Origin of the sequence: Ferviditalea candida (assembly GCF_035282765.1) — a bacterium.
In the GTDB taxonomy this organism is placed as follows: domain Bacteria; phylum Bacillota; class Bacilli; order Paenibacillales; family KCTC-25726; genus Ferviditalea; species Ferviditalea candida.
The window spans coordinates 68,574-91,335 of record NZ_JAYJLD010000002.1; the positions used below are offsets into that span (position 1 = coordinate 68,574).

Sequence of the window (22,762 nt, forward strand, 5' to 3'; positions counted from 1 at the left end):
AAAAGTCCCGGTCGGGTTGAATCTGCACGGGACTTTGATTGATTCGCCTATCTTCTACTTGCGAATGAACTGCTGTGTGAACATTTTACCGCATGGACCGCCATCCGCGATTCCAATACCAATATGAGTAAAGGATGAATTCAGGATGTTCTCGCGATGCCCCTGCGAGGCCATCAGCGCCTGATGCGCCGCTTCCACGCTTCTGTTGCAGGCGATGTTTTCCCCGGCTGAAGTAAAAGAAATTCCGAATTTTTTCATCATTTCAAAAGGGGACCCATACAACGGAGATTGATGGGAAAAATAGTTGCGATCAACCATCTCCTGGCTTTTGATCCGAGCGACCCGCGACAATTCAAGATCCGCAATCAAAGGCTTCAATCCGTTCTTTGAACGTTCCTGATTGACCAAATTGACCATCTGCTGCTCCTCGGCACTCAGCTGCGGAATGCCGGGCTTGCCTGGCGGCTTAGGCGCAGGCGTTGGAGCTGGCTCCTTAGGTATTTTCAAGTTGCCGTAAGCCCACAGAATGGACTGCAGGGTTCGGCTGTCTACTGCGCCGGTAACTGGCAGTCCGTAACTTTGCTGGAACAGTTTGACCGCACGTACAGTAATCGGCCCGTAAATCCCGTCAATCTGACCGGTGAAGTATCCTAGCGATTTCAGCATCCCCTGCACGGCATAAACATCAGGGCCTTGCGAGCCATAGCCAAAAGCCGAGGCGTTGGTTGAAACGGAAATCCCCAAAAACAACACGACGAGGCTGACCAAGAACATTTTTCTTATATGATTGATTTTCTTTTTACCCAATTTTGTCGCTCCTTTTTTTCATTACTTCAAGGTTAATATGCCCAAAATAGAATTGACAGTTTCAAAAAAGATCAGTATGATTTTTATTATAAGATATTAGTAGTTGGTACTAATTAAAAAGGGAGCGATACCTTTGGCTATGAATCATTATCCCTTGACCGGCAATTCAAGCGCCAAGCTGACCGGGATCGGGACTTATGTGCCAGAACGGATATTGACCAACTGCGAACTCGAACAGATGGTGGACACGAATGACGAATGGATTGTACAGCGGACAGGAATATCGGAAAGAAGAATCGCCGGACCTCATGAATATTCCAGTGATCTCGCCGTTCAAGCGGTAATCGATTTGCAGCGCAGATTCAATAAGGAGGTGGATGATGTCGACTTTATCATTGTGGCGACTTCCACAGCTGATTACAGTTTTCCAAGCACGGCAACGCGGATTCAGGATTACTTTGAGATAAAGAGAACGGGCGCAATGGACCTCGGCGCCGCTTGTGCCGGATTTGTTTACGGCCTGCATTTGGCCAACGCCATGATCAGCTCCGGCTTGCAGCGCAAAATTCTGGTGGTCGGTACCGAAACGCTGTCCAAAATTACCGACTACACCGACCGGTCCACCTGCATCCTGTTTGGAGACGGTGCAGGTGCGGTTCTCGTTGAAGCGGACACCGAGAACCCCGGCTTTTACGGATCTTCTTGGTTTCTTACAGAAGGCGGGGAGGGTCGGCAGTTATACCGAACCGCTCTTTCGGAAGAATGGAAGGACACGCAGCTGTCCGGCAACGGAAAACTGGTTCAAAACGGACGAGAAGTGTATAAATGGGCGGTCCGAAACATACCGGAAGGCATGCAAGAATTACTCCGGCAAAATCAGCTTGGCTTTGATGATATCGATTGGTTTGTGCCGCACAGCGCAAATTTGCGGATGATCGAATCCATCTGTGAAAAAAGCGGATTTCCGATTGAGCGTACGCTTTACAGCATGGTTCATTATGGCAACACTTCCGCCGCAAGCATTCCTTTGGCCATCGACCTCGGCATCAAACAGAATAAACTCCAATCCGGGGACTCCCTGATGCTTATTGGTTTTGGAGGCGGTCTTGTGGCAGCGGGACTGATTGTCCGCTGGAATTGAATTTGCCTGTCTCAACAAACGAAGCTGCAGAATTGCAGCTTTTTTTATTTATGTCTCCTCCAAATGCGGATATGTGAATACCTTATCTTCACAAATTTGGGTGGATCACAGTGAAATCCTGTTTGTCTCAGCCATATAAATACAGTACTTAAATTTGAAAAATCCGGATTTACACAGGAGGTTGAGACGAGAATGACTCAAGGCCCGACGCATCATCCCGGCAGGCACACAAGCTATTCGAAATTGCGAATCCTCTATGTGACTTCCAATACGACGGTGGCCTTCCAAATCATTAATCAAGGCGTCATCGAGAGTTTTCACAGCGTTGTCCGTGAAATACGTGTCATCAATGCAAAGAAGCTCAATGTACTGAATACCGCTTTGGAAATGAAACCCGACTTGGTGCTTTTTATATCCGGCAATGTGATCAGAGTGGACGAACTGCAGGAACTTCGCAAAAGAAACATAAAATCCGCTGTGTGGTATACGGACAATCCTTATAACACGGACTTCATCGCGGAAACAGCGCCCCATTACGACTTTGTCTTTACAACAGAGATTGCTTGCCTCTCTTTCTTTCACCTGATTGGCTGCAGCCGGGTTCATTTGCTGCCCCTAGCCGCAAATACCAGGGTTTTCTATCCGAATCCCCCCGGGGCACAGAAAATCATCGATATTTGTTTTATCGGTTCAGCCTGGAGCAACCGGATTCAACTGATCGATCAATTGGCTTCTTATTTATACAACAAAAATGTATTCATTGCGGGACCGGGATGGGACCGTCTGGCCCATTACAATCAGCTATCGGGCAAAATCCATAATGACGCGCTTGAAATGCACGTAACACGTGCTTATATCGCCAAATCAAAGATCGTCATCAACAGCCACAGAGCTTACAATGAAAGCTTTGATACCTTAAACAGCCGAATGATTTACGCGCATTCCGCCAATCCTCGGGTATTTGAAATCTGTGCCACCGAATCCTTTCAATTATCCGATAATCGGGCAGATCTGGACCGCTGCTATAAAGTCGGAAGCGAGCTGGATACTTACGAGAACGCGCAGGATTTGATCCATAAGATTAAATATTATTTAGCCCATGAAAACATACGCAGGGAAATCGCCTCAAACGGCTTAAAGCGGACCTTGAAGGAACACACCTATCCCCACCGCATCAAAGAAATCCTATCGATTGTTTTTGATTGAACATTTCTTGAATGAAAGGAGCGTACAGGATGGCTTCTCCTTTGGTCAGTATCTTGATTCCCTCCTATAATCGTCCGGATTACTTGGAGATGGCTCTTCGCAGCGCCCTAGCGCAAACCTATAAAAACATCGAGATTATAATTTCCGACGACAGCACAAATTTTCAAGTCAGGGACCGTCTCGTTCCTTATCTAAGCACACATTCGAATATCAAGTATATTAAAAATAAAAAGAAACTATTTGTAAAAAACTGGATCCGCTGCTTTGCGGCATCCTCCGGATCGTATATCAACTATCTGATGGATGATGATTTATTCCACCCGCAAAAAATCGAAGAAATGATGTCCATGTTCATGCGGTTTAACGATGTTTCTCTCGTCACCTCATACCGGCAGCTCATTGATGAAAAGAATGAACCACGGCCGGGTCTGCAGGCCTCAAGAATCTTCAATCAATTATCGGCCGTTCCAGGAGCAGCATTGGGTAATTACATTCTGACGAACGGCAGAAATGTTGTCGGAGAGCCTACGACAGTGCTGTTCCGCAAAGAGGCTTTGACGGAACCATTCGGCGTATATCATGGCAAACAATATGTATTCAATAATGATTTGGCCACTTGGATTTCATTATTGTCCAAGGGGAAAGCCGTTTATATACCGCAGGAGCTCAGCAGTTTCCGAATCCATTCCGGACAAAATCAGCATGTTCCTTCCATTATCGGCACCAGCTTTATGGAATGGACCGATTTGATCGTCGAATCGAGAAAAGACGGGTTTCTTCGCGATCCTCTGCAGTACCGTTCGGCCTTGTACACGCAATTGCAGAATATGCGCTTATTCCTGCAGCAGCCCAGGTATACGCCATTTCAACAAAACATCCAACAAGTGATGCAGAGAATCAAATTATTGTTATCCAAAATCGAATAAGAGGTGGTCAAAATGTTTCAAAAGAACAATTCCCCGCAGCAACCTGTTTTATTATTTTTGCATGTTCATAAAACGGGCGGCACAACACTGAGAAGCATCATAAACAAACAGTATCCGGCTGAAGAGTGCTTGTTTTTATACGACCAAGAGCATGACATGAGTAACGGAAAATATCCGCCCAACAAGCTGGAGGGCATTCGTTGCATTTACGGACATTTCCACTTCGGCATTCACCGTTTCATCCCGCAGCCCTCCACATACATTACTATGCTGCGCGATCCTGTTGAGCGCGTGGTTTCGCTCTATTATCACGTGACGCAAAATAGAATGGACCCCATTCATGAGCAAGTCAAAAATATGAGCATGCTGGAATTCGCATCTGCGAATAATCGGGAATTTAATAACAGCGATTTGCAGACCTATTTGATTTCAGGAGTATATCCCCCGGATCTTGAAAGAGCAAAGAAAAATATGCAAAAGCATTTCAGTGTGGTGGGCATAACGGAAATGTTCGACGAATCTCTGAAGCTGATGCAGAAAAAATTGGGTTGGCATGATATTTCTTATACCAAAATCAATCAGACGGCTAATCGTCTTCCATTGCAAAGCATTGAAAAAAAGGTGATCGATCAAATTGTGTCACGCAATACACTGGATATTCAACTTTACCGCTACGCACAGCAATTACTGAAGAAACAGCTTCAGCCATGAGTTTCCGCTTCAGTCAACCGACATTGCCCTATCCGTAATGAAAAAAGCTCACCAGACCAGTTGACCAGTGAGCTTTTTATCTTCTTTTGGTTTTCCGGGGCATATCTTGGGGCAGGATGCCTAATTTTTCGTTCAGCCACTGCCGAGCCGGGACTCCCGTCTCCACTTTGCGGATCTCCATACCCGTGATTTTCTCCGTTAATATCTGCTGATGCTTCGCAATCGTACGCAAATACTTGAAGACGGCATCGGCATCCGGTGAAACGGCACCCGCCGCTCCGGCCATTGACTCCAGAATCAGGGACAGAGCTTGCTGGCTGCGGGCCAGGGAGCCCAGAATATCCAGTTTGATTTCATTTTCCCTGCTTAGGATTGACATTAAGATTCCTCGCCGAAATTCAAAAAATCAGCTCCCATTCCCAAACCGCCCCCGTCTTCCTGTTGATGGCGATGAAGAACAGCCTTTAAATTGGAAGCCAGGCTGGTTTCCATTTTTGTCAGCCCATCGATCACTTCAATAATGTGGTCGTGTATTTCAGACGTGAAGGAGAGCTGCCCTTCATGATTCTCGAACGAATCGGCGAAAACATGGTGCCAAACCCAGTTTTTCGCTTTTACCGCTTCCACGGCCTTTGCTTCAAGAATATCCGCAATATGCGATTGAAATTTGGCGCTGGCCTCCAGAATGGAATGAAACCCCTCTTCCCTGGTCACCGGATCTCCCCCTATTCGCCGTCATCCTGGTTTTCCGAAAGCTCATTCATGACAAGCGTCAAATTTTCCGACAATGCCTCCTCCAGATCGGCCAAGCTGTTTAGATAAACAGTCACGCTTTTGGTTATCGACAACGTATGCACCTTGACGGCATCCACACCCTGAAACGGAATTTCCTGATTGGGCATTGTGTTGATGACTTGGGACATCCGGACTGCGATATCTTTTTTCGCTTCAAGGATTCTGGCAAGCTCATGGTGGGATTTCACCATATTTACAATGATGGATGTTATCCGTTCGATCACAATGCAACCTCCTCGAAGTCACCATCTTTCCCATTTAACATATGCCCTGTTGCACCGGCAGGTGAACCGCAAGCACCTATTTTTTTCAAGATGTATATTTATGCTGCTTCAAAAAATTGATGACTAACTCGACGTTCTCATCCAGCTGGCTTTTTTCGGTATCCAATATAAGATCGGGCAGAACAGGCTCTTCAAATGGATCGGAAATTCCGGTAAAATGCTGAATTTCGCCTTTTAACGCTTTACTGTACAAACCCTTCACATCCCTTCGGATACATTCTTTCAACGAGCATTTCACATACACTTTCACATAGTCGGGAAGCTCTTTGCGGCAGTAATCCCTCATCCTTTGATAAGGAGTGAAAAAAGAAGCCAACACTACAATACCGTTTTTGGAAAGCAGTTTGGCGACATAAACAGCTCTCTCGATATTCTTAAAGCGCTCCGATTCCGAATATCCGATATCGTTTGAGAAGTTCATGCGGAACAAATCGCCGTCCAGCATTTCAACTTGTTCTCCGCGCTTGCGCAGGACGGCTACAAGCTTGCCGCAAATCGTCGTTTTTCCCGCACCGGAAAAGCTTGTAAACCATATCACGACTCCTTTTTTCACACCAATTCACTCCCATCGCAATATATTTGCTCCCCGGGACGGCTTGCACGGCTAGATACGAATTTACCTTGCAGGTTTGAAAACAGGCATATTTTCATCCCATTTTTTCTTAAACACGGCAGGAACGCCAGCCATCAGTACCCTGTCCGGAACGTCGTTCATCACATAGGAACCTCCTCCTATGACGGAATGGTCGCCGATGCTGACTTTTTCCCGGACAGAAGCCCCGATTCCCACAAAGCTTCCCCTTCCGATGCGAACATCTCCGCCGATGCTGGCTCCTGGAGAGATTGTCGCGTAATCCTCAATCACCGTGTCATGGCCTATGAAGGCCAGCGCGTTGACAATCACAAACTCGCCGATTTTGCAGCCGCTGGACAGAACGGAATGCTCAAGAACAATACTGCCGGCCCCCACCTTGCACCCTTCTGGATAATGCGCGCTCGGATGCACCAAGGGCGGAGCAATCTGAAAACCGGACTGCTGCGTCTTGACGGCCAGCCTTCTGCGTAAAGCGGGTTCTCCCACCCCGCAGCAAACAATCTGCACGCTTTCGCTGAGGCAAGAGATATCCCCCAAATCGCCCAATACCGGAATCTGTTCCACAATCCTGCCCTTCATTTCCGCTCTCTCATCCAAGAATCCGAGAATCCGGTATCCCAATTGTTCACATAGCTGTTTGACCACTCTTGCATGACCGCCGCTTCCCCAAATGACAAGCTCATCCATACCGGCCCAACTCCTCAACCACACAGCGAATCTCATTCTCGGTCATGTCTTCCCAAAGCGGCAGACTTAACACACGGGAAGCAACCTCTTCCGTGGCCTCCATATCCGACCTGTGGAATGAACGGAATAAAGGATGCTGATGACAAGCCGGAGAAAAATAATTTCGGGCTTGAATCTGTTTGCCGGCAAGATAGTCGACGACATCAAGATTGTCCACTCCCGCGGGAGAAAGAATGGAGAAAAATTGATAAGCGATTTGCCCGTTTTCCTGCTGCAGCACCCAGCCTTGACTCAATAATCCGGTTTCCCGGATCAAATGAACATAGAGTCCGTGGAGCGCCCTTCGCCTGCTTATCTTTTCCGAGAATACGTCCAGTGTGGAAAGGGCGACCGAAGCACCCAGTTCGGACAATTTGGCGTTCAGCCCCTGCTGGAGCGATTCCCTGCTGGTCTCGAATCCAAAGTTTGCGGCCTGCCTGATTTTGTTTATTTTTTCCCGGTCCGCGCTGTATACCATTCCTCCTTCCCCGATGGCAAAGCACTTGGTAGCATGAAAACTGTAAACGACCAATCCCGTAAACTGTTTTCCGAACTGTCCGGATTCACCCGTTGTGCCGAAGCTTGCAGCTGCATCCACGACGACGGGAATCCCCCGATTCTCCATGTCCCGATAGACCGTCAAGTCCATATCGGTTCCGAAAGCAGCATAGGGAACGACCACCGCTGCCCGGCTTCCCAGCTTGCTCAGCACATCATGAAGCTTATTCTCATCCATGCACCAGGTTTTCGGGTCAATATCGATGAAATACGGTTCCAGTCCGCACCAAAGTGCGGCAAGCGGGGTCGCTGTGAACGTAAAGCTGGGCATCAGCGCATATCTTCCTTTCGGCCGACGGTGCTGTGAAATGGCCAAAATCAAGCCCATGGTCGCGTTGCTGACGGTTGTTACAGAGCCTTCCCCGCCGAAATGCTCCTGCAGAACTCGATCCTCAAACAGCGTGTTTAAGGGACCGTAATTGCTGTAAATTCCCGACTGCTCCATCTGTTCAAGATACTTCAGATAAGTGCCGTGCTTCACCAGATTCGGCTTTAAAAAAGGTATGTTTTTCATCAACGCCACTTCCTTTTTCTGGACACAACGTACAAGACATCTTTCTCGGAAAAACCGAACTTCATTGTTTCCGCCAATCCATACCGCTGCGCAAATCGGAATTCATGAACGAAAAAACCGGAGTTTTTCAGACGATCCACATAATCCTTTGCGTAAATCCGCCGATGGTCCGACTGGCCAAACATTTTTTTTCGTGCTGCAGGCGACTTGACCGAAGGATCCTCATAGGTTTCATGCAGGTTCAGAGCGACGGGAACCTGCACAATCCCCCAGCCTTCAGGCTTCAGGACGCGGTGCAATTCTCTCATCGCCTGACAATCATCGGCTGCCCGCTGCAGCACATGACTGGCCAAAAGGATATCAAAATAATTGTCCGGAAAGGGAAGTCTGCGAAAATCAATCCGGCGCAAGCCGGGTCCCGGCGCAATATCTGCGGGAACCTGTTGCAGGTTGGGCACTGAAGCAAGCCAGTTCCGCAATGCCCGCTCAGGCGAAACATTCAGCAGCTTGCGCGGCTCGCCAGAGTTCTTCAGCAAATCGGTTTCACGCTCGATAAACAATTTGTACATCCGTTCCCGGTCCATGGCCCCGCAGGCCGGGCAAACCGCCGTTTGCTTGTTCCACATCTCCCAGATCACTTTCGGAAAATCGTACAGATCCGGCCACGGCACGAACTGTTTGAATTTCGATCCGCACAAAGAGCAGGAATAGCTGAGCACTTCATCCAGATAAGCCACGACATCACGCGCTTTGTTCTTCTCCAACAGATCGTGGCGGTTTCTGGAGGCGGCAATTTCAATTAATCCAGCGCTCATGCTTTGGTGGTTCAAAAAACCATTCCGGACATCGTTCACGCGTTTGAAAACACCGGTATGCATAGCATCCCGAAGCAAAATCAACCATTCATAAATGGCTGAGGTCAGATATTCGATTTTGGTCTGGTTTTGCTCCGGATGCACGCGAAAAAAGCTTAAAGCTTCCGGAATATACACCGCTTTTCCCCGGGATAGGGAAACCCAGGTGGCCAAATCGTTTAAACCATGGTACTGGTTCCCGTTAAAGTTTCCAAATGGTCCGGTCAAACTTTTTCTGCGGAATAAGACGGTGCTGGGCTCCCCAATCACATTCTGACAGCGGCTTAATGCCGTGCTCGCCAATTCCTGGCCGTCGAGCACCCTCGTTTCCGGATACAATCTGGCATTGGCCGGATTATCGGGAAGCGGAACTCCGTTACCGTCGATCATCTGGCGGTAGGAGGTCACCCAATATATCTTGGGGTCGTTGAGCATGAACGGCATCATGGATTCGATCTTGCGAAGATGAAAAAGATCGTCATCCATCAGAAAATTGATAAATTCCCCTTGGGACAACTGCATGCATCGGTTCCAGTTCTGTTCTCCCAGTTGTCGTTCATTCTTCACATATTTGATCTGTGGATGCTGCGCCAAATAAGGAGCGATTAAATCTGCGGTTCGATGATCGGAGCTGTCGTCGCATACAATGATTTCAATATTGCAGTAAGTTTGGTGCAAAGCGCTCTGCAGAGCCTGATGAAAATAATGGGGACGATTATAGGTTGGAATCAGAATACTGACCAGGGGCTGACGACTCATGGCTCAAGCCCCGCTTCTATTCCTTTTGCAAATCCGTCGTCAAATCCTTTGTCAAATGCGGCTTGAAATGAATTTTGGTGGTCTGCATCGAAATTTCCGTTTCTTTCCGGGACCGGGCTGATCTGTTTTTTTCTCCGGAATAGTTTCTTCCGGTTCGTACGTCTTTTGAACGTTTTTCGGGTACGGCTTTTGACAATTTTAAGCTTTTTGACACTTTTTATTCTTTTTGGACCTTTAAGGATTCTCCGTTTTTTTGCGGGACGTCCGCGAAGCTTTTTGTTTCCTGGCGGACGGAGCCGTTTTTTTTCTCTCACCTTCATCCCTCCTGTCTATTAATCTGACTCAACCGAACAGTGTTGACAGCAGTTGATGGATGCGCGCCGGATACGTGTGATCCGACAAAGTGCGTCTCAATCCGTTCCAAGCAATGGTCCTTCGTTCTTCCTCATGCTCGAGATAATAATTGACTTTTTGAATCAATTCCTGAGGAGTGGCGTACGTTTCGATCTCCTCTCCGGGAATATACATGTTTTTCAAATCGCTTCGGACGTCAGTGAGCTGCAGTGTGGCACACGCATTGATTTCAAAAGTTCGCGGATTCACGGAAAGGGCGGGAACTTTGTATGTCCGGTTTGAATTCCAAGAATCCTCCTCAATGGAACGGTGCAGGTTGATGATAATTTTCGAACCCGAATAATAGTCCGCCGTCTTTTCCGGCGACATCCAATCATTCAGGGCCACTTTGTCGGAAATCAAATGATAGTTGGGCAGCCGATCCCACCACCACCCGTTGATATGCGTATTTTTTGATGCGAGAAAAGGAATGACCGGATGAAAAAACGTCACCCGCTTCCAATATGCGGTTCCGATAAAGCTGATCTCCTTGCGAAAGTCCTGTTCTACGCGATGAGGCCTGAATACCCGTGTATCTGCGGCAAAAGGAAGATAATAGACATTTCGGCAGCCATGCTCCCGATAAAATGGCACGCAATTCAATTCCAACGTGAAGACAAAATCATAATGATGGGCGATGTCCAATGTATCATCCGTATAATACGGATCATCCGTCAACCAGACGGCGGTGCGGATATTCTTGGACCGGATCGCGTCGGCTTGCTTCAGCGGGAATTTCATGCCGTTCAACACCAGCACGAGATCCGGACGAAGCTTATCGGACAAGGAGGCGACATTCTGAGTCGGCTTCAGAACGACCAGTTCGGCAACCTGGTCGCGCAGGCTGTCGATAACAGCCGTATCGATCGGACTGTACGGAATACCCATACCGGAAGTCACATAGACGATCCGCAGATTCCTTTTCGGAATTGCCGGAGTCGTAGTGTGGCGGGCGATTGCTTCGCTTCTGCCAAGAATATATCCGTTATCCCAACCGCACTGATAGCCTTCGCGCCATCCCAGCATGCTGAAGCCAGCTGCGGTTTTCGCTTGCCCCTTGAGATCCTGAAGTTTCCCGAGAAAAATTTCATTTCCGGTACCGAACTTTTTCCCTGGTCCGTAAATCGTCCTCAGCAGCTGTGTAAGACGATGGACATAAGTATGGCGTTCGTATGTTGTTTTCAACCCGCGCAGCGCAATCGTTTCCCGCAGATGCTCGTTGTTCAGGAAAAAATCAATTTTTTGCAGCAGCTCCTCCGCAGAACCGAACGTTTCGATATCCATCCCCGGCGTATACAGCCGAGCGAGGTCATGCCGTACATCCGTCAATTGAAATGCCCCGCAGGCGGAGATTTCGTAGGTTCTCGGATTAATCGACAAGGCTTGGATTCGATCATTGTTCATGCCGCTGTCCGGATCCCGATGAAGATTGATCACGATTTTGGCTCCGTTGTAATACCGGACGGATTCCTCCGGGCCCACCCCGCTGAGAATCACGCCGTCCTTCAGCCAATGGTAGTCCTTCAACCTACTCCACAGCCCGCCTGCGAAGATGATTTTCCTTCCTCTCAGCCGGGGGGTAATCAGGTTAAACATCTCGATCCGGTTGCCAAACCCAGTTCCGATGAAACAAATATCCGTATGGTAATGCGGGTCCATTCCCTCTGGTTTGAATACTGCAGGATTGGCCGCCAAGGGGAGGTAGTGCACGTTTTTGCAGCCTAGCCGGCTGTAATAAGACACGCAGGCCAGTTCATGGGTGAACACATAATCATAATGAAGCGAGTAAGCTTTCGTCTTGTCGGTAAAATAAGGATCATCGGCAAACCATACCGCGGTTTTGAAGCCCTTGGAACGGAGTGTATCGACCTGGACCACATTAAAGCCGTGTACGCCGTTCAAAACCAGCACCAGATCAGGGCATTCGCGCTGGGCGATCGATACCACATCATCAAAGGGGCCAACAACAATCAATTCTTCGACCAGCCCTCCCAGAGCATCGATAATTCCACTGTTCACATTGAACAGGCCTTCCTCAACATACAGCACTTTCAGCTTCCAATTTTCCGCATCCGGTCTGGAGAGGCTGCGCAGTACCGACTCACGGCGTCCCAACTTGTAACCTGAATATACGCCAAGCTGGTAACCGTCACTGCTCTGTAGGACGGCGGGCCGCCGCACACGCCGGATTTTGGTGATTCGGATTGTCCTTTTCCGCCCCGGGCTCCGTTTTTTTATCATCTACATTCCCTCCAATCTTGAAAATTCGCATCTGCTTGCAAGGAACATCGATTCAGCGAAATTTTGTCTGCCAATTGAAGCCGATGGACTCATCATCATACGGAATCCGATGTTCATCCGGGTTTCGCGGATCATAAGCGGTATTTGTAAAGTAGATAATGACGGCAGGCATATTCCCGAGGACGCGATATCCATGTGCAACGCCCCGCGGAATGAAAAGAAGACACGGATTTTGTTCCCCTAAATAGTGAACATCCGTCTGTCCGAATGTCGGCGACTCACGGCGCAGGTCATGCAGTACAACTTGGGCGTTTCCGGATGCAAAATGCCAAATATCGTCCTGATGCTCATGATAGTGGAAGGCCTTGATCACACCGGGATAGGACATCGATTGGGAAGCCTGGCCGAATCTCTCGAACATTGCGTCATCCTCCCGGAGCAGTTCCGCAAAATATCCCCGGTCGTCACAATGCTTGATCAAGCTTTTCGTTCTTACACCTTCGATCATCGTTTCTGGTCACCTCTTCGATTGCTTGAATTCCAATGCAAATCCTCATTGATAAACGCCCTCAGCGCCGAACGCCAATTCCTGATTGCAGGCAGTCCGCTTACTCGGGCCGCCAGCCCGTCGAGCGGTGCATAGGCGGGTCTTGCCGCCGGCATCTTAAACTCGTCGGCTCTTGCAGGCAGGAGCTTTACCCCGTCCGCTCGGATGTCTTCGAGAACTGCCCGCACCCACTCGTACCGGGAGCAAAATCCTTGGTTCACCGCATGATAGATTCCATATTTGCGGGTTAGAATCAAGAACCCGATCCATTCCGCCAAATCGAGCGTATAGGTCGGAGAACCGATTTGATCGACAACCGCAGATATTTTTCCTTTATCCGAGGCCAGTGAAATGATTCGGGTCACGAAATTTTGCCCGGCGATCCCATACAGCCAGGCGGTACGGACGATATAATAGCGGCTGCAGAACATCTGGACGTAGTGTTCGCCGGCCAGCTTGGATTTTCCGTAAACATTGATAGGGGAAGGGGTCTCGAATTCCGTATACGGACTTTTCCCCTTGCCGTCAAATACATAGTCCGTGCTGATATACACCATGCGGGTGCCCGCCTGCTCTGCGGCCACGGCGACATTGCGGGTGCCTGCGCCATTAACGGCAAATGCCTGCTCCCGGGCGGATTCCGCTCCGTCTACATCGGTATAGGCGGCAGTGTGGATGATCACGTCCGGTCTAAATTTTTGGACAGCCGACTGGACCGCCTCTTCATCTGTAACGTCCAACTGCCGCCGGGACAGCGCGTTCAGGCGGTGCCGGGAATTCAGTGTGCGGATGAGGTCGTATCCCAGCTGACCCGAGGCGCCGGTAATCATCACTCGCATTGATTGTAATTCGTCCTTCAGCAGCTTTTGGGAAGAATCGTTCATCCGACCGTCCCCCCTTTGTTATATTGGGGATGAGTGTGCAAGTACTCCCCTGAACGGATCCTGCGCAGCCATTCCGGATTCTGCAAATACCATTCAACGGTCTGTTTGATCCCCTGTTCAAAGGAATACCTGGCACTCCAATTCAGCTGTTTGCGGATTTTTTCAGCCTTGATGGCATACCTGCGATCGTGACCCGGTCTATCGTCAACAAACTGAATCAACGATTCCGGCTTGCCCAATTGGCTCAGCACGATACGGGCCACCTCCAGATTTGTCCGTTCATTGTTTCCCCCGACATTGTAAACGTCTCCCGGTTTTCCGCCCTGCATTACGATATCAATGGCTCTGCAGTGATCCTCTACATGGATCCAGTCGCGTACGTTCAATCCATCCCCGTATAAAGGAATGGGCGAATCGGTCATCGCTTGCTCAATCATCATCGGGATGAGCTTTTCCGGAAACTGTCGGGGTCCGTAATTATTGGAGCACCGGGTGACGACGACCGGAAAACCGAATGTCCGGAAATACGCACGGGCAATTAGGTCGGACGATGCTTTACTGGCTGAATATGGACTGTTGGGCGCAAGCGGAGAATCCTCTGTGAAAAAGCCCTGTTCCCCCAGCGTGCCGTAGACTTCGTCAGAGGAAACATGCACGAATTTGCCGACGCCGCGTTTTCTGGCCGCTTCGAGCAGACATTGGGTGCCGTTCACGTTGGTGCGTATGAAGGGCACCGGATTGCGGATGCTCCGGTCCACATGAGACTCCGCCGCGAAGTGGACGACTGCCCCGATTCCTTCGTCCATAACCGATTCGACGAGCTTCCTGTCGCCGATATCGCCCTGGACAAAGCGGTATTTCGGATGCGATCCGATATGCGACAGATTGTCGGCGTTTCCCGCGTAAGTCAGCGCGTCCAAATTGTAAATCATCATCCGGGGATATTGCTCCAGCATGTACAGGATGAAATTGCTGCCAATAAAGCCCATTCCCCCGGTTACCAAAATTTTTGTTTCCCGGTCTGCGTTCCACCGTTCCATCATCCCCTCTCCCTTCCCCGAGAAAGAACATTCTGCGCCTCGTGAAGAGATTCGAACGTTCCCGCATCGCTCCACCAGCCTTCAAGGACGCTGAAGGACAAAAGATCGTTGACAGCATAAGCGTTGTTGACATCGGTAATTTCAAGTTCCCCCCGCTGTGAGGGCTGAACGGTGCGAATGACGTCAAACACGCCGCCGTCGTACATATAAATCCCGGTTACGCAAAAGTTCGATAACGGCTTCTCCGGTTTCTCATCAATTTTGACGATTTTACCGCCGTGAATCAGCGGAACACCATACCGCTTTGGGTCTGGGACTTTCTTAAGCAGTACCATGGCGCCATTGGGCTGCTGCTTGAATCTCTCCACATAGGGTTTCAGATTGTCTTCAAACAGATTGTCACCGAGAATCATGACAAATTTTTCTTCACGTGATATATAGCTCTCCGCCAAGGATAAAGCTTGGGCAATTCCTCCTGCCTCATCCTGAATTTTAAAATTCAAGCTGACTCCCCAATCTTTTCCGCTGCCCAAATAATCCGTATACAGACCGGCGGACTGTTTACCAGTTATCAGCAAAATATCCGTGATTTCCGCTTCTTTCAGTTTGTCTATCGCGTAGTGGATCATCGGATGTTTACCGATCGGAAGCAGGTGCTTGTTCATAAGCTTCGTCAACGGATACAGCCTGGTACCTGTTCCCCCTGCCAGAATAACACCCTTCAATCTCTTCCCGTCCTTTCGTTTAAACTATCGGCCGCCCCCTCCTTCTTCTGAGAAGCAGGGGATCGAAACCCCATTTCCCGATGAATTTTCGGCGGTTCTTTTTCAACAGCAGCCTTTTCCGGGAATTTCCCCGGCCAAAACTGCGGCTTCCGTAATGATGAACGAACACATCGCCGGCCAACATCACCCGGTAACCGGCCAGCCTGGCCCTGTGGCAGTAATCGTCATCCTCGTAATATCCCGGGGAAAAACGTTCGTCCAGCCAACCGATCGTTTCAACAACGGTCCGCCTCATCAGAAAGCACAATCCGACAATCCGGTTCACTTGCAGCCAACGTCGCGGATCGGGGTGGTTCCATTGTTCGGCAAACCGCTGCATTCCTTCCAAGCCGCGGTAAGGAACGCTTGGCACCTTTTGCTTTCCGGTGGCGTAGTTCGTCATCGGTCCGACAATACCTGTCTTCGCATCACTTTGAAGACAAGCGAGCAAACGATCCAGCCAGTTTTTCGTGACGACAACATCATTGTTCAGAAGGAGCAAATTTTTCCCGTCAGCCGCTTTCATGCCCAAATTGCAGGCTCTCGGGTATCCTTCGTTTTGCGGCAATGAGATGAGCAAAACCTTCTCCTGCAGACAGAATTCTGCCGTGCCGTCGGTGGAGCCGTTGTCAACTACAATAATTTGATGGGGAACACCCGTATGCTCCCGGATCGAGCGAATGCATCCGGCCAAAAGCTCTTTTCCATTGTAGGTGGGGATAATGATGCTGGTATTTGTCACCGCTTCATTTACGGATAATAGACTATTATCAAGGATTTCACCGGTTGGGGCGGCAATGTTCGGCGATTCGGAAACGGCCGTTACCGCAGCAAGAGTTTCTGCAGTGACGGGAAGATCCGAATGAAGAATTACCAATCGATCTGTCCTTGCCAGCCTTGCTCCCAGCAACCGAATTTGCTCCATTGTCAACGGTTCGGGAAGAGAAACTATAATCCCGTCGGAATTCTTCCTGGCTTTCTTGAACGTTCGATCGGACGAACCGTTGATGATCACAATCGTTTCCTTCAAAGGCAGCCTTCGAACCTCCTTAAGTACGCCGGCAATAGACTTCTCGTGATTCATGGCGACGATCACTGCCGTAACCGGTTTGGTTGCGGACAACCGTTTCCGGCCGATGCTGCGCTTACCTTTACCTTTCGGACCGATGCTCCTTCCAAGGAGACGACGCTTAGGCGCCTGTCCACGTTTTTTCTCCCTCACGGCTTCACCTGCCATCTTCTCCAAACCCTGACTTGCAGTGTAGTTTAACCCCATTTTATGAACCTCCAAGTTTTTCGTAACGGCTTCTTACCCGTTGTTTGGCATAAAAAAACCTCCTATCGAGGCCCATTCAATGATGAACGACCGCTTGTAGAGGTAGGATTAAGCGATTAAAAAAAGCCTGCCCTTCGGCAGGCTTCGGCAAGTCTTCTCGCTCAATGTTTCATTTTTCCCCGATCGCTATCCAATGGATAGAACCTTCCAGATCCCCATAGTATCCGTAGGAACGAATGATTTCGACCAAAGCACAGGTTTGGCGGCATTCCAAGATGGCGGTTGAACACTTGCAGGAAGTCGGTGTCGAAACTACCGAATAACCCGTTCCGGCAAAAGGCTCGTCAAAATTGATAACGATTTGAGTGCTTTCTTCGCCCCTTGCAATTTTAAACGTCTCAATGCCATGCTGCAGAAGCACGTTGGTTTTTGTGTCAACAGTTTGAACTGGCTGAAAGGCAAGTTTGTCAGTTTTAATAGAACCGGGTGCCAATTTCTCCGTTGTGACCGAACCGTCTTGCAGCAAACTTGTGGAAATCGAATTTTCACAGATTTGCGTTTCTCCGATGGCTGCGTTCCGGATATGCTGTGATTGAATGGCCTGAGCGGCAATATGAGCTCCCGTGACCGAACCGAATTTGATGTGCCGGTCGTTGATGCTTTGGGGAGCTATTTTAGTTTCGTTTACCGAATGATCGGCAATTTTATCTTCCGTAACGCAACCGTCCATTAACACACGCGAATCAACCGCATGGTCTTTGAGATGGATTCCGCCGATCGCCTGCGGCGCGATGTGTTCGCTAGAGATGTTTTCTGCCGCGATATGTTTCCGTTGAACCGAATTCACCGCCAACTTTTCCGTTGTGACCGAACCGTCTTGCAGCAAATTTGTGGAAATCGAATTTTCACAGATTTGCGTTTCGCCGATGGCTGCGTCCCGGATATGCTGTGATTGAATGGCCTGAGCGGCAATATGAGCTTCCGTCACCGAACCGGGTGCCAACTTTTCCGAAATGACACAGCCTTCCTGCAAATGATCCCCTGAAATCGAGCCGGCTGCAATTTGTTCCCCATGAACGGAGGCAAACGCCAATTTTTCCGTTGTAACCGCACCTTTTTGAAGCAATTTGGCGGAAATTGCATTTTCGCAAATTTTCGCTTCACTGATGGCCGCGTCCCGGATATGCCGCATTTGGATCGCTTGATCGGCGATTTGTCCTTCGGTGACGGACTTGGGGGCCAGCTTTTCTCCAGTCACGGATTTATCCGCCAGGTGGTCGGTTGTGATGATTGCTTTCACCAAATGATTGCTGTCGATACTGCCTTCTTTAATATGATAGCCATGAATGGAACTACTCTTGATATGTTTTCCGCCTATCGTCTCAGGCAGGATTTTTTTTCCGCTTACGGAACACTCCGCCAGCTTATCCCGAGTAACACTCCCTTCCAGCAAATGAATTTCCGAAATGCTGTTTTCCCGGATATGAACTCCATGAATCGCATGCTCCGCAATGTGGTGTGTTTGTATGGATTCCGGAGCTATATGGCGAAACCCAATCTCCGCCTCCGCAATATGCTGTCCCAGGACCGCTCCCGGAGCCAGCTTTTCTTGAGTCACTGAAGCGCTTTCCAAATGTGTTCCGGTTACCGAAGCCGGTTTGAGTTTGTTCCCGTCGATCGCCAACTCGCCAATTTTATCGGCAGTCACCGCCCCGTTTTCCAAATGGTAGGACTTGACCGACTCTGCGCTCAAATGATAGCCCTGTATGGTATTGGGAGTGATATGTTTTCCTTGGATCGACTCGTCCGACAGCTTTTCTCCATTAACGGAACCCTCCGCCAATTTATTAGACGTCACTGATTGATCCCGGATATGCCGCTCTTGAATCGCATGTTCCCGAACATGATTCGAGGCAATGGAACCATCTTCAATCTTGTTGCCTGTTATGCTTGCCTCTTTAACATGATCCGTTTCAATAGCTTCATGCGCGATGTGCCATGAATTGATCTGTTCTCCTGCGATATGTTGGCTGTAGACCAATTCGTCAGATAAGTGAAATGGAAGTATGCTGTTCGGTTGAAGATGTCCGGAAACAATACTGGCTTCCTTTATTTTTTCTTTGGTTACCGCTCCATCCGCCAATTTTGCCGTATTCACGACATAATTCCCAAGATTTCCGGAATTTATCGCACCGCTCTTTATTTTTTCCGAGGTAATGGATTGGTCCTGAATCCATTCCGTTGATATCATAAACTTTTGCAGATGCTGGATTTCAATGGCGCGGTCGGCAATTTTCGAAGCATCGATCGATTTATCAGCCAATTTGTCCCTGGTGATGCTGTTGTCTTTCAGTTTTTCTCCAGAAATCGAGCGGTCGCGTATTTTTGATTCTGTTATCGAATGATCCAGGAGATGCTCTTCATCAATCGCGTTATAGGCTATTTTTTGCGACGTGACACAATAATCCGCAAGTTTCGACTGATTCACAGCATAGTCCATCAGCGCATTGGTTCCTACGCTTTGATCCCTTATTTTCATACTGTCGACGGCATAATCCGCTAATTTTTCAGTCGTCACCGCCTGATCGTTGAGATCATCCGTGTATATTACAGGACCTTGAATCGTTTCTTTTCTGTTCGATACCATTTCCAGCGTGTCAAAAGTTGATGATTTTTCAAGCGGCTTGTCACTTGCTGATTCCGGTTCCTGTAAACGTTCATCCGAATGGTTGATTAACCACTCCATCTCGTTTATATTCGGATCTAAAACAACATATCCGTTTTTTGTCGAACCTTTTCCCCGAATGTTCCTGTTTTTTTTCTTCATCGCGTGGCTCCTTTCTTAAATAATGTCATTTGCATATTATGACCAAGAGCCCGCTATTGTCACATAATAGCCTATTTGGTTCAAGCCTGATTTTTCATGGACAATGCATCCCGGTACAACCCTGCCAACCTGCAGGCCGTATGATCCCAAGTGAAATGACTTTTTACCCGGTGTACCCCCATTTCCCCCATTTTTCTCCGCAGCTGCGGATCGTCCAGAAGCTCGCTGACCCGCTCCAGCAGTTCCTGACGCAGGTTTTGCGGATCAACCAAATAGCCCGTGACCCCGTGCTCCACCACTTCCTTGATTCCTCCCGCATTTGTGGCGATAACCGGAATTCCGGCCGCCATTGCTTCGACATTCACCAGTCCGAACGCTTCCCGCTGATCGGACGGAACGGCAAGAACATCACCGAGCAGAAACCATTCGCGGATTTTGTCATAAGGAACGTACGGCACGAACCGGATGTGATTCGGCAGACGTTCGCCCTTCTGATGCAGCATTCTGACGTACGGCGTGATCCGATTTGAGCCGTATCGGGCTCCCCCGACAATGACCAGTACGGCATCGGGATGCCGTCGAATCAATTCCGGCATCATCTCCAGCAGATGATGGACCCCTTTTCTTTGAATCAGCCTGCCGACGAAGAGAATCACTTTCTTGTTCACGAGTCCCTTGTCGACAAGCAGCTTTTGCCTCAGCTTTAGCTGTTCGCCATCCCAGCGCGCAACGAACACTTTCGGGTCCACGCCAAGATGGTTGACCACAATGCGGTCGCGCAAACGGGGAGCAAGTCCGGCCACCTCTTCCCTTAAATAATTGCTGTTGACAATGATTCGGTCGGCATATTGAAGACAATTTCGCGCCTCGGCGGGAGCGATGTGCGGCTTGGAAATAAACGTGGTGGAGTGCAGGGACAACCAAACCTGCTTGTCGGGGTGGATTTTTTTGATCCGCTTTGCAAAACGCGGGCGGTTCTCGATTTGAATAATGCGGGGATTTAAAGCCCGAATTCTTTTATCAGCTGCGTGAATATAATGGCGGGGATTTCGGTAAGAAACCCGTTCAAACACGATTCCATGACGAAGCCCCCTTGAGGGTTGACGGCTCGTCTTTCTTCCAATAATACAAAGACGGATACGCTTGTCGATCGCTTTGCCGACCTGGAAAACGACGGTTTCCACCGAGCTTCCTCTCGCTGCGGGTACGGGAAACGTACCCGGGGTCACGACACACACGTCGAGGCTCATCTTGCCCATTACTTTTCCCCCTTCAATCCGATTGCCCGATTTAACGGTGATGCTTCATTTTATTCCCTGCGGATTCGGAAGCAACAACATTTGACCGAAGACCTTTGATTCTTTATCTGGCAAATGCTGCCGAGCATATGGACATGTGAACCAAGCGGTTCGTCCAATCGCCGCAGTTGTTTTTTCATATGTTGGAAAGAAAGGCATTTACGAATGCGCGGGGTGAGGCGGATGGATGAAAAATATGTGGGGATTCTCTTGAATCAACCGGTTTTCAATGGGATACCGAAAGGAAGAACGGGTCATGAGCGCATCTCGCTGTATGAAGAAAACGCCAAAACATTCGGGCTGACCCCATGCTACTTTCGGCTAAGTGATCTGAAAATCGGCTCTTCCTCTGTTCGGGCCTATGTAAGCGAGGGAAAAAGCTTTAAAAAGAAAACCGTACCCGTTCCGAGGGTGATCCACAACCGGGCGATATTTTTCGGGTCAAAGAGACGCAATAAAGTCAATACATTCGTTGAGAATGGATTTCTCATATTTAACCAATGGAACCGTTACGGTAAACTGACCATTCATCGGCTGCTGATGAAAAATCCGTCGCTTCAAGCCCATCTTCCGGAAACAGCCCCGGCTACGCCGGATTCCCTTTCCGATTTTCTCGGCAAGTATTCTGTTGTGCTTCTGAAGCCCGACAACAGCAGTATCGGCAGAGGCATCATCAAAATCGAGAGGATCCAAAACGGCTGGCTGGCAACATACCGGAATCGCTATAAGAAATGGCGAACCTTGCATTTTACCGACAAGATTCCCTGTTTCCTGCACAAAAAAATGGCGGCAAGGCCTTATCTCGTTCAACAGTTTCTGAACTTGGCCACCTATCGGAACAGGCCGTTTGATTTGCGCGTGGCCGTGCAGCGAAACGGTACGGGAAATTGGCAAATTACCGGTCTGGCGGCCAAAGTCGCAAGGAGAAACCGCTTCTTGACCAATGTGGCCCAAGGAGGAACCGCCCATAAGCTGGAAACCGTTCTTCAAGAATATCCGCATCTGAAGCCCAACCGCATCCAGACATCCATCGAAGATCTGTCGCTGCAGATTGCGGAGCATCTAAGCCGGCATCTGCCCAATCTGGCGGACCTCGGTCTCGATATCGGGCTAACGCCGGAAGGCTTCCCCCTGTTCATTGAATGCAACAACCGGGATCGGCGAATCATTCTGCATAAAGCGGGGCTGTATGAAGAAAACAAGGCGCTCTATCGAAATCCGATCGCCTATGCGCAATTTCTGCATGACCGGCTTTAACCTCGGTCCGATTCCACATAATTTGTCCATGCCGCCGCACTGAGCCGATAAATGGCGTACCCCCCAAATAAGCGCCGCCGGTCAGAAAAAAAGGATTGACAAAAATGCCGTGAATATCGGTCATATATACCGTGCCTTGACTGATAATCTCTACGATTTTGACGGAGGAAACCGCAAACACGGCAAAAGCGGCAAGCGCCGCCAGCAAATGGTGCACCGTCCGCGCGTTTCTCCAGAGAACGCCGACGACCGCCATCGCCAACGGCATGAAGATAATTCCCGCAACAATCATTACGTTCACTTATGCTCACCTCATCACTCCATCTATCTCCTTTCCCGATTGTTTTTATACGTTTTTC

Annotated in this window: 22 protein-coding genes; 5 read left to right on the forward strand and 17 right to left on the reverse strand. The window is 49.1% G+C overall.

The features are described 5' to 3' along the window. Positions 1-54: 54 nt before the first annotated feature. The gene (locus VF724_RS01965; protein ID WP_371752533.1) at positions 55-807 is read right to left on the reverse strand and encodes a peptidoglycan-binding protein; all 753 of its coding nucleotides are present in this window, start codon (positions 805-807) and stop codon (positions 55-57) included. 139 nt (positions 808-946) lie between these two features. Between VF724_RS01965 and VF724_RS01970 the strand changes: the two genes are divergently transcribed. The 4 genes from VF724_RS01970 (at position 947) to VF724_RS01985 (ending at position 4,791) form a co-directional block, all read left to right on the forward strand. Beyond that, positions 947-1,948 (forward strand): ketoacyl-ACP synthase III, encoded by a 1,002-nt coding sequence (locus tag VF724_RS01970; protein WP_371752665.1) that lies wholly within the window; start codon positions 947-949, stop codon positions 1,946-1,948. Positions 1,949-2,140: 192 nt separating this feature from the next. Further along, the gene (locus tag VF724_RS01975; RefSeq protein ID WP_371752534.1) at positions 2,141-3,154 is read left to right on the forward strand and encodes a CgeB family protein; all 1,014 of its coding nucleotides are present in this window, start codon (positions 2,141-2,143) and stop codon (positions 3,152-3,154) included. Positions 3,155-3,183: 29 nt separating this feature from the next. Next, positions 3,184-4,080, forward strand: a complete 897-nt coding sequence (locus tag VF724_RS01980; protein WP_371752535.1) for a glycosyltransferase family 2 protein — start codon at positions 3,184-3,186, stop codon at positions 4,078-4,080. A gap of 12 nt (positions 4,081-4,092) precedes the next feature. Continuing rightward, positions 4,093-4,791 carry a sulfotransferase family 2 domain-containing protein gene (locus VF724_RS01985; protein WP_371752536.1) on the forward strand — a complete coding sequence of 233 codons (699 nt, stop codon included), beginning with the start codon at positions 4,093-4,095 and terminating at the stop codon, positions 4,789-4,791. A gap of 76 nt (positions 4,792-4,867) precedes the next feature. Here the strand turns inward: VF724_RS01985 and VF724_RS01990 are convergent, their stop codons facing one another. The 15 genes from VF724_RS01990 to VF724_RS02060 all read right to left on the reverse strand — a co-directional run bounded on the left by VF724_RS01990 (position 4,868) and on the right by VF724_RS02060 (position 21,107). Beyond that, entirely contained in the window at positions 4,868-5,170 is a 303-nt protein-coding gene (locus VF724_RS01990; protein ID WP_371752537.1) for a hypothetical protein, read from the reverse strand. After that, entirely contained in the window at positions 5,170-5,505 is a 336-nt protein-coding gene (locus tag VF724_RS01995; RefSeq protein WP_371752538.1) for an alpha-helical endospore appendage domain-containing protein, read from the reverse strand. The genes VF724_RS01990 and VF724_RS01995 overlap by 1 nt, the downstream gene beginning before the upstream one ends. Before the next feature lie 11 nt (positions 5,506-5,516). Next, a complete protein-coding gene (locus tag VF724_RS02000) occupies positions 5,517-5,810 on the reverse strand; it encodes a nucleoside-diphosphate sugar epimerase (RefSeq protein WP_371752539.1) in 294 nt (97 codons plus the stop codon). Between the two features lie 85 nt (positions 5,811-5,895). Further along, positions 5,896-6,423, reverse strand: coding sequence for an adenylyl-sulfate kinase (gene cysC, locus VF724_RS02005; protein WP_371752540.1), 528 nt, complete (start codon positions 6,421-6,423; stop codon positions 5,896-5,898). A gap of 63 nt (positions 6,424-6,486) precedes the next feature. Beyond that, the gene (locus VF724_RS02010) at positions 6,487-7,152 is read right to left on the reverse strand and encodes an acetyltransferase (RefSeq protein WP_371752541.1); all 666 of its coding nucleotides are present in this window, start codon (positions 7,150-7,152) and stop codon (positions 6,487-6,489) included. Further along, positions 7,145-8,263 carry a DegT/DnrJ/EryC1/StrS family aminotransferase gene (locus tag VF724_RS02015; protein ID WP_371752542.1) on the reverse strand — a complete coding sequence of 373 codons (1,119 nt, stop codon included), beginning with the start codon at positions 8,261-8,263 and terminating at the stop codon, positions 7,145-7,147. The genes VF724_RS02010 and VF724_RS02015 overlap by 8 nt, the downstream gene beginning before the upstream one ends. Then, a complete protein-coding gene (locus VF724_RS02020; RefSeq protein WP_371752543.1) occupies positions 8,263-9,876 on the reverse strand; it encodes a glycosyltransferase in 1,614 nt (537 codons plus the stop codon). The genes VF724_RS02015 and VF724_RS02020 overlap by 1 nt, the downstream gene beginning before the upstream one ends. Positions 9,877-10,218: 342 nt before the next feature. Then, positions 10,219-12,510, reverse strand: a complete 2,292-nt coding sequence (locus VF724_RS02025) for a CgeB family protein (RefSeq protein ID WP_371752544.1) — start codon at positions 12,508-12,510, stop codon at positions 10,219-10,221. 52 nt (positions 12,511-12,562) lie between these two features. Next, positions 12,563-13,018 carry a dTDP-4-dehydrorhamnose 3,5-epimerase family protein gene (locus VF724_RS02030; protein WP_371752545.1) on the reverse strand — a complete coding sequence of 152 codons (456 nt, stop codon included), beginning with the start codon at positions 13,016-13,018 and terminating at the stop codon, positions 12,563-12,565. Next, positions 13,015-13,941, reverse strand: coding sequence for a dTDP-4-dehydrorhamnose reductase (gene rfbD / locus VF724_RS02035; RefSeq protein ID WP_371752546.1), 927 nt, complete (start codon positions 13,939-13,941; stop codon positions 13,015-13,017). The genes VF724_RS02030 and rfbD overlap by 4 nt, the downstream gene beginning before the upstream one ends. Continuing rightward, entirely contained in the window at positions 13,938-14,981 is a 1,044-nt protein-coding gene (rfbB, locus tag VF724_RS02040; protein WP_371752547.1) for a dTDP-glucose 4,6-dehydratase, read from the reverse strand. Before rfbB ends, rfbD begins: the two co-directional genes overlap by 4 nt. Continuing rightward, a complete protein-coding gene (locus VF724_RS02045; protein WP_371752548.1) occupies positions 14,981-15,706 on the reverse strand; it encodes a sugar phosphate nucleotidyltransferase in 726 nt (241 codons plus the stop codon). Before VF724_RS02045 ends, rfbB begins: the two co-directional genes overlap by 1 nt. Before the next feature lie 19 nt (positions 15,707-15,725). After that, a complete protein-coding gene (locus tag VF724_RS02050) occupies positions 15,726-17,021 on the reverse strand; it encodes a glycosyltransferase family 2 protein (protein WP_371752549.1) in 1,296 nt (431 codons plus the stop codon). A gap of 169 nt (positions 17,022-17,190) precedes the next feature. After that, complete coding sequence (locus VF724_RS02055; protein ID WP_371752550.1) at positions 17,191-19,848, reverse strand: WIAG-tail domain; 2,658 nt, start codon at positions 19,846-19,848, stop codon at positions 17,191-17,193. 80 nt (positions 19,849-19,928) lie between these two features. Continuing rightward, on the reverse strand, positions 19,929-21,107 hold the full coding sequence (locus tag VF724_RS02060; protein WP_371752551.1) for a glycosyltransferase family 4 protein: 1,179 nt from the start codon (positions 21,105-21,107) through the stop codon (positions 19,929-19,931). Positions 21,108-21,329: 222 nt separating this feature from the next. Between VF724_RS02060 and VF724_RS02065 the strand changes: the two genes are divergently transcribed. After that, positions 21,330-22,403, forward strand: a complete 1,074-nt coding sequence (locus VF724_RS02065) for a YheC/YheD family endospore coat-associated protein (protein ID WP_371752552.1) — start codon at positions 21,330-21,332, stop codon at positions 22,401-22,403. Here VF724_RS02065 and VF724_RS02070 read toward each other — a convergent pair. Further along, entirely contained in the window at positions 22,312-22,704 is a 393-nt protein-coding gene (locus VF724_RS02070) for a hypothetical protein (protein WP_371752553.1), read from the reverse strand. The genes VF724_RS02065 and VF724_RS02070 overlap by 92 nt on opposite strands. Between the last annotated feature and the right edge of the window lie 58 nt (positions 22,705-22,762).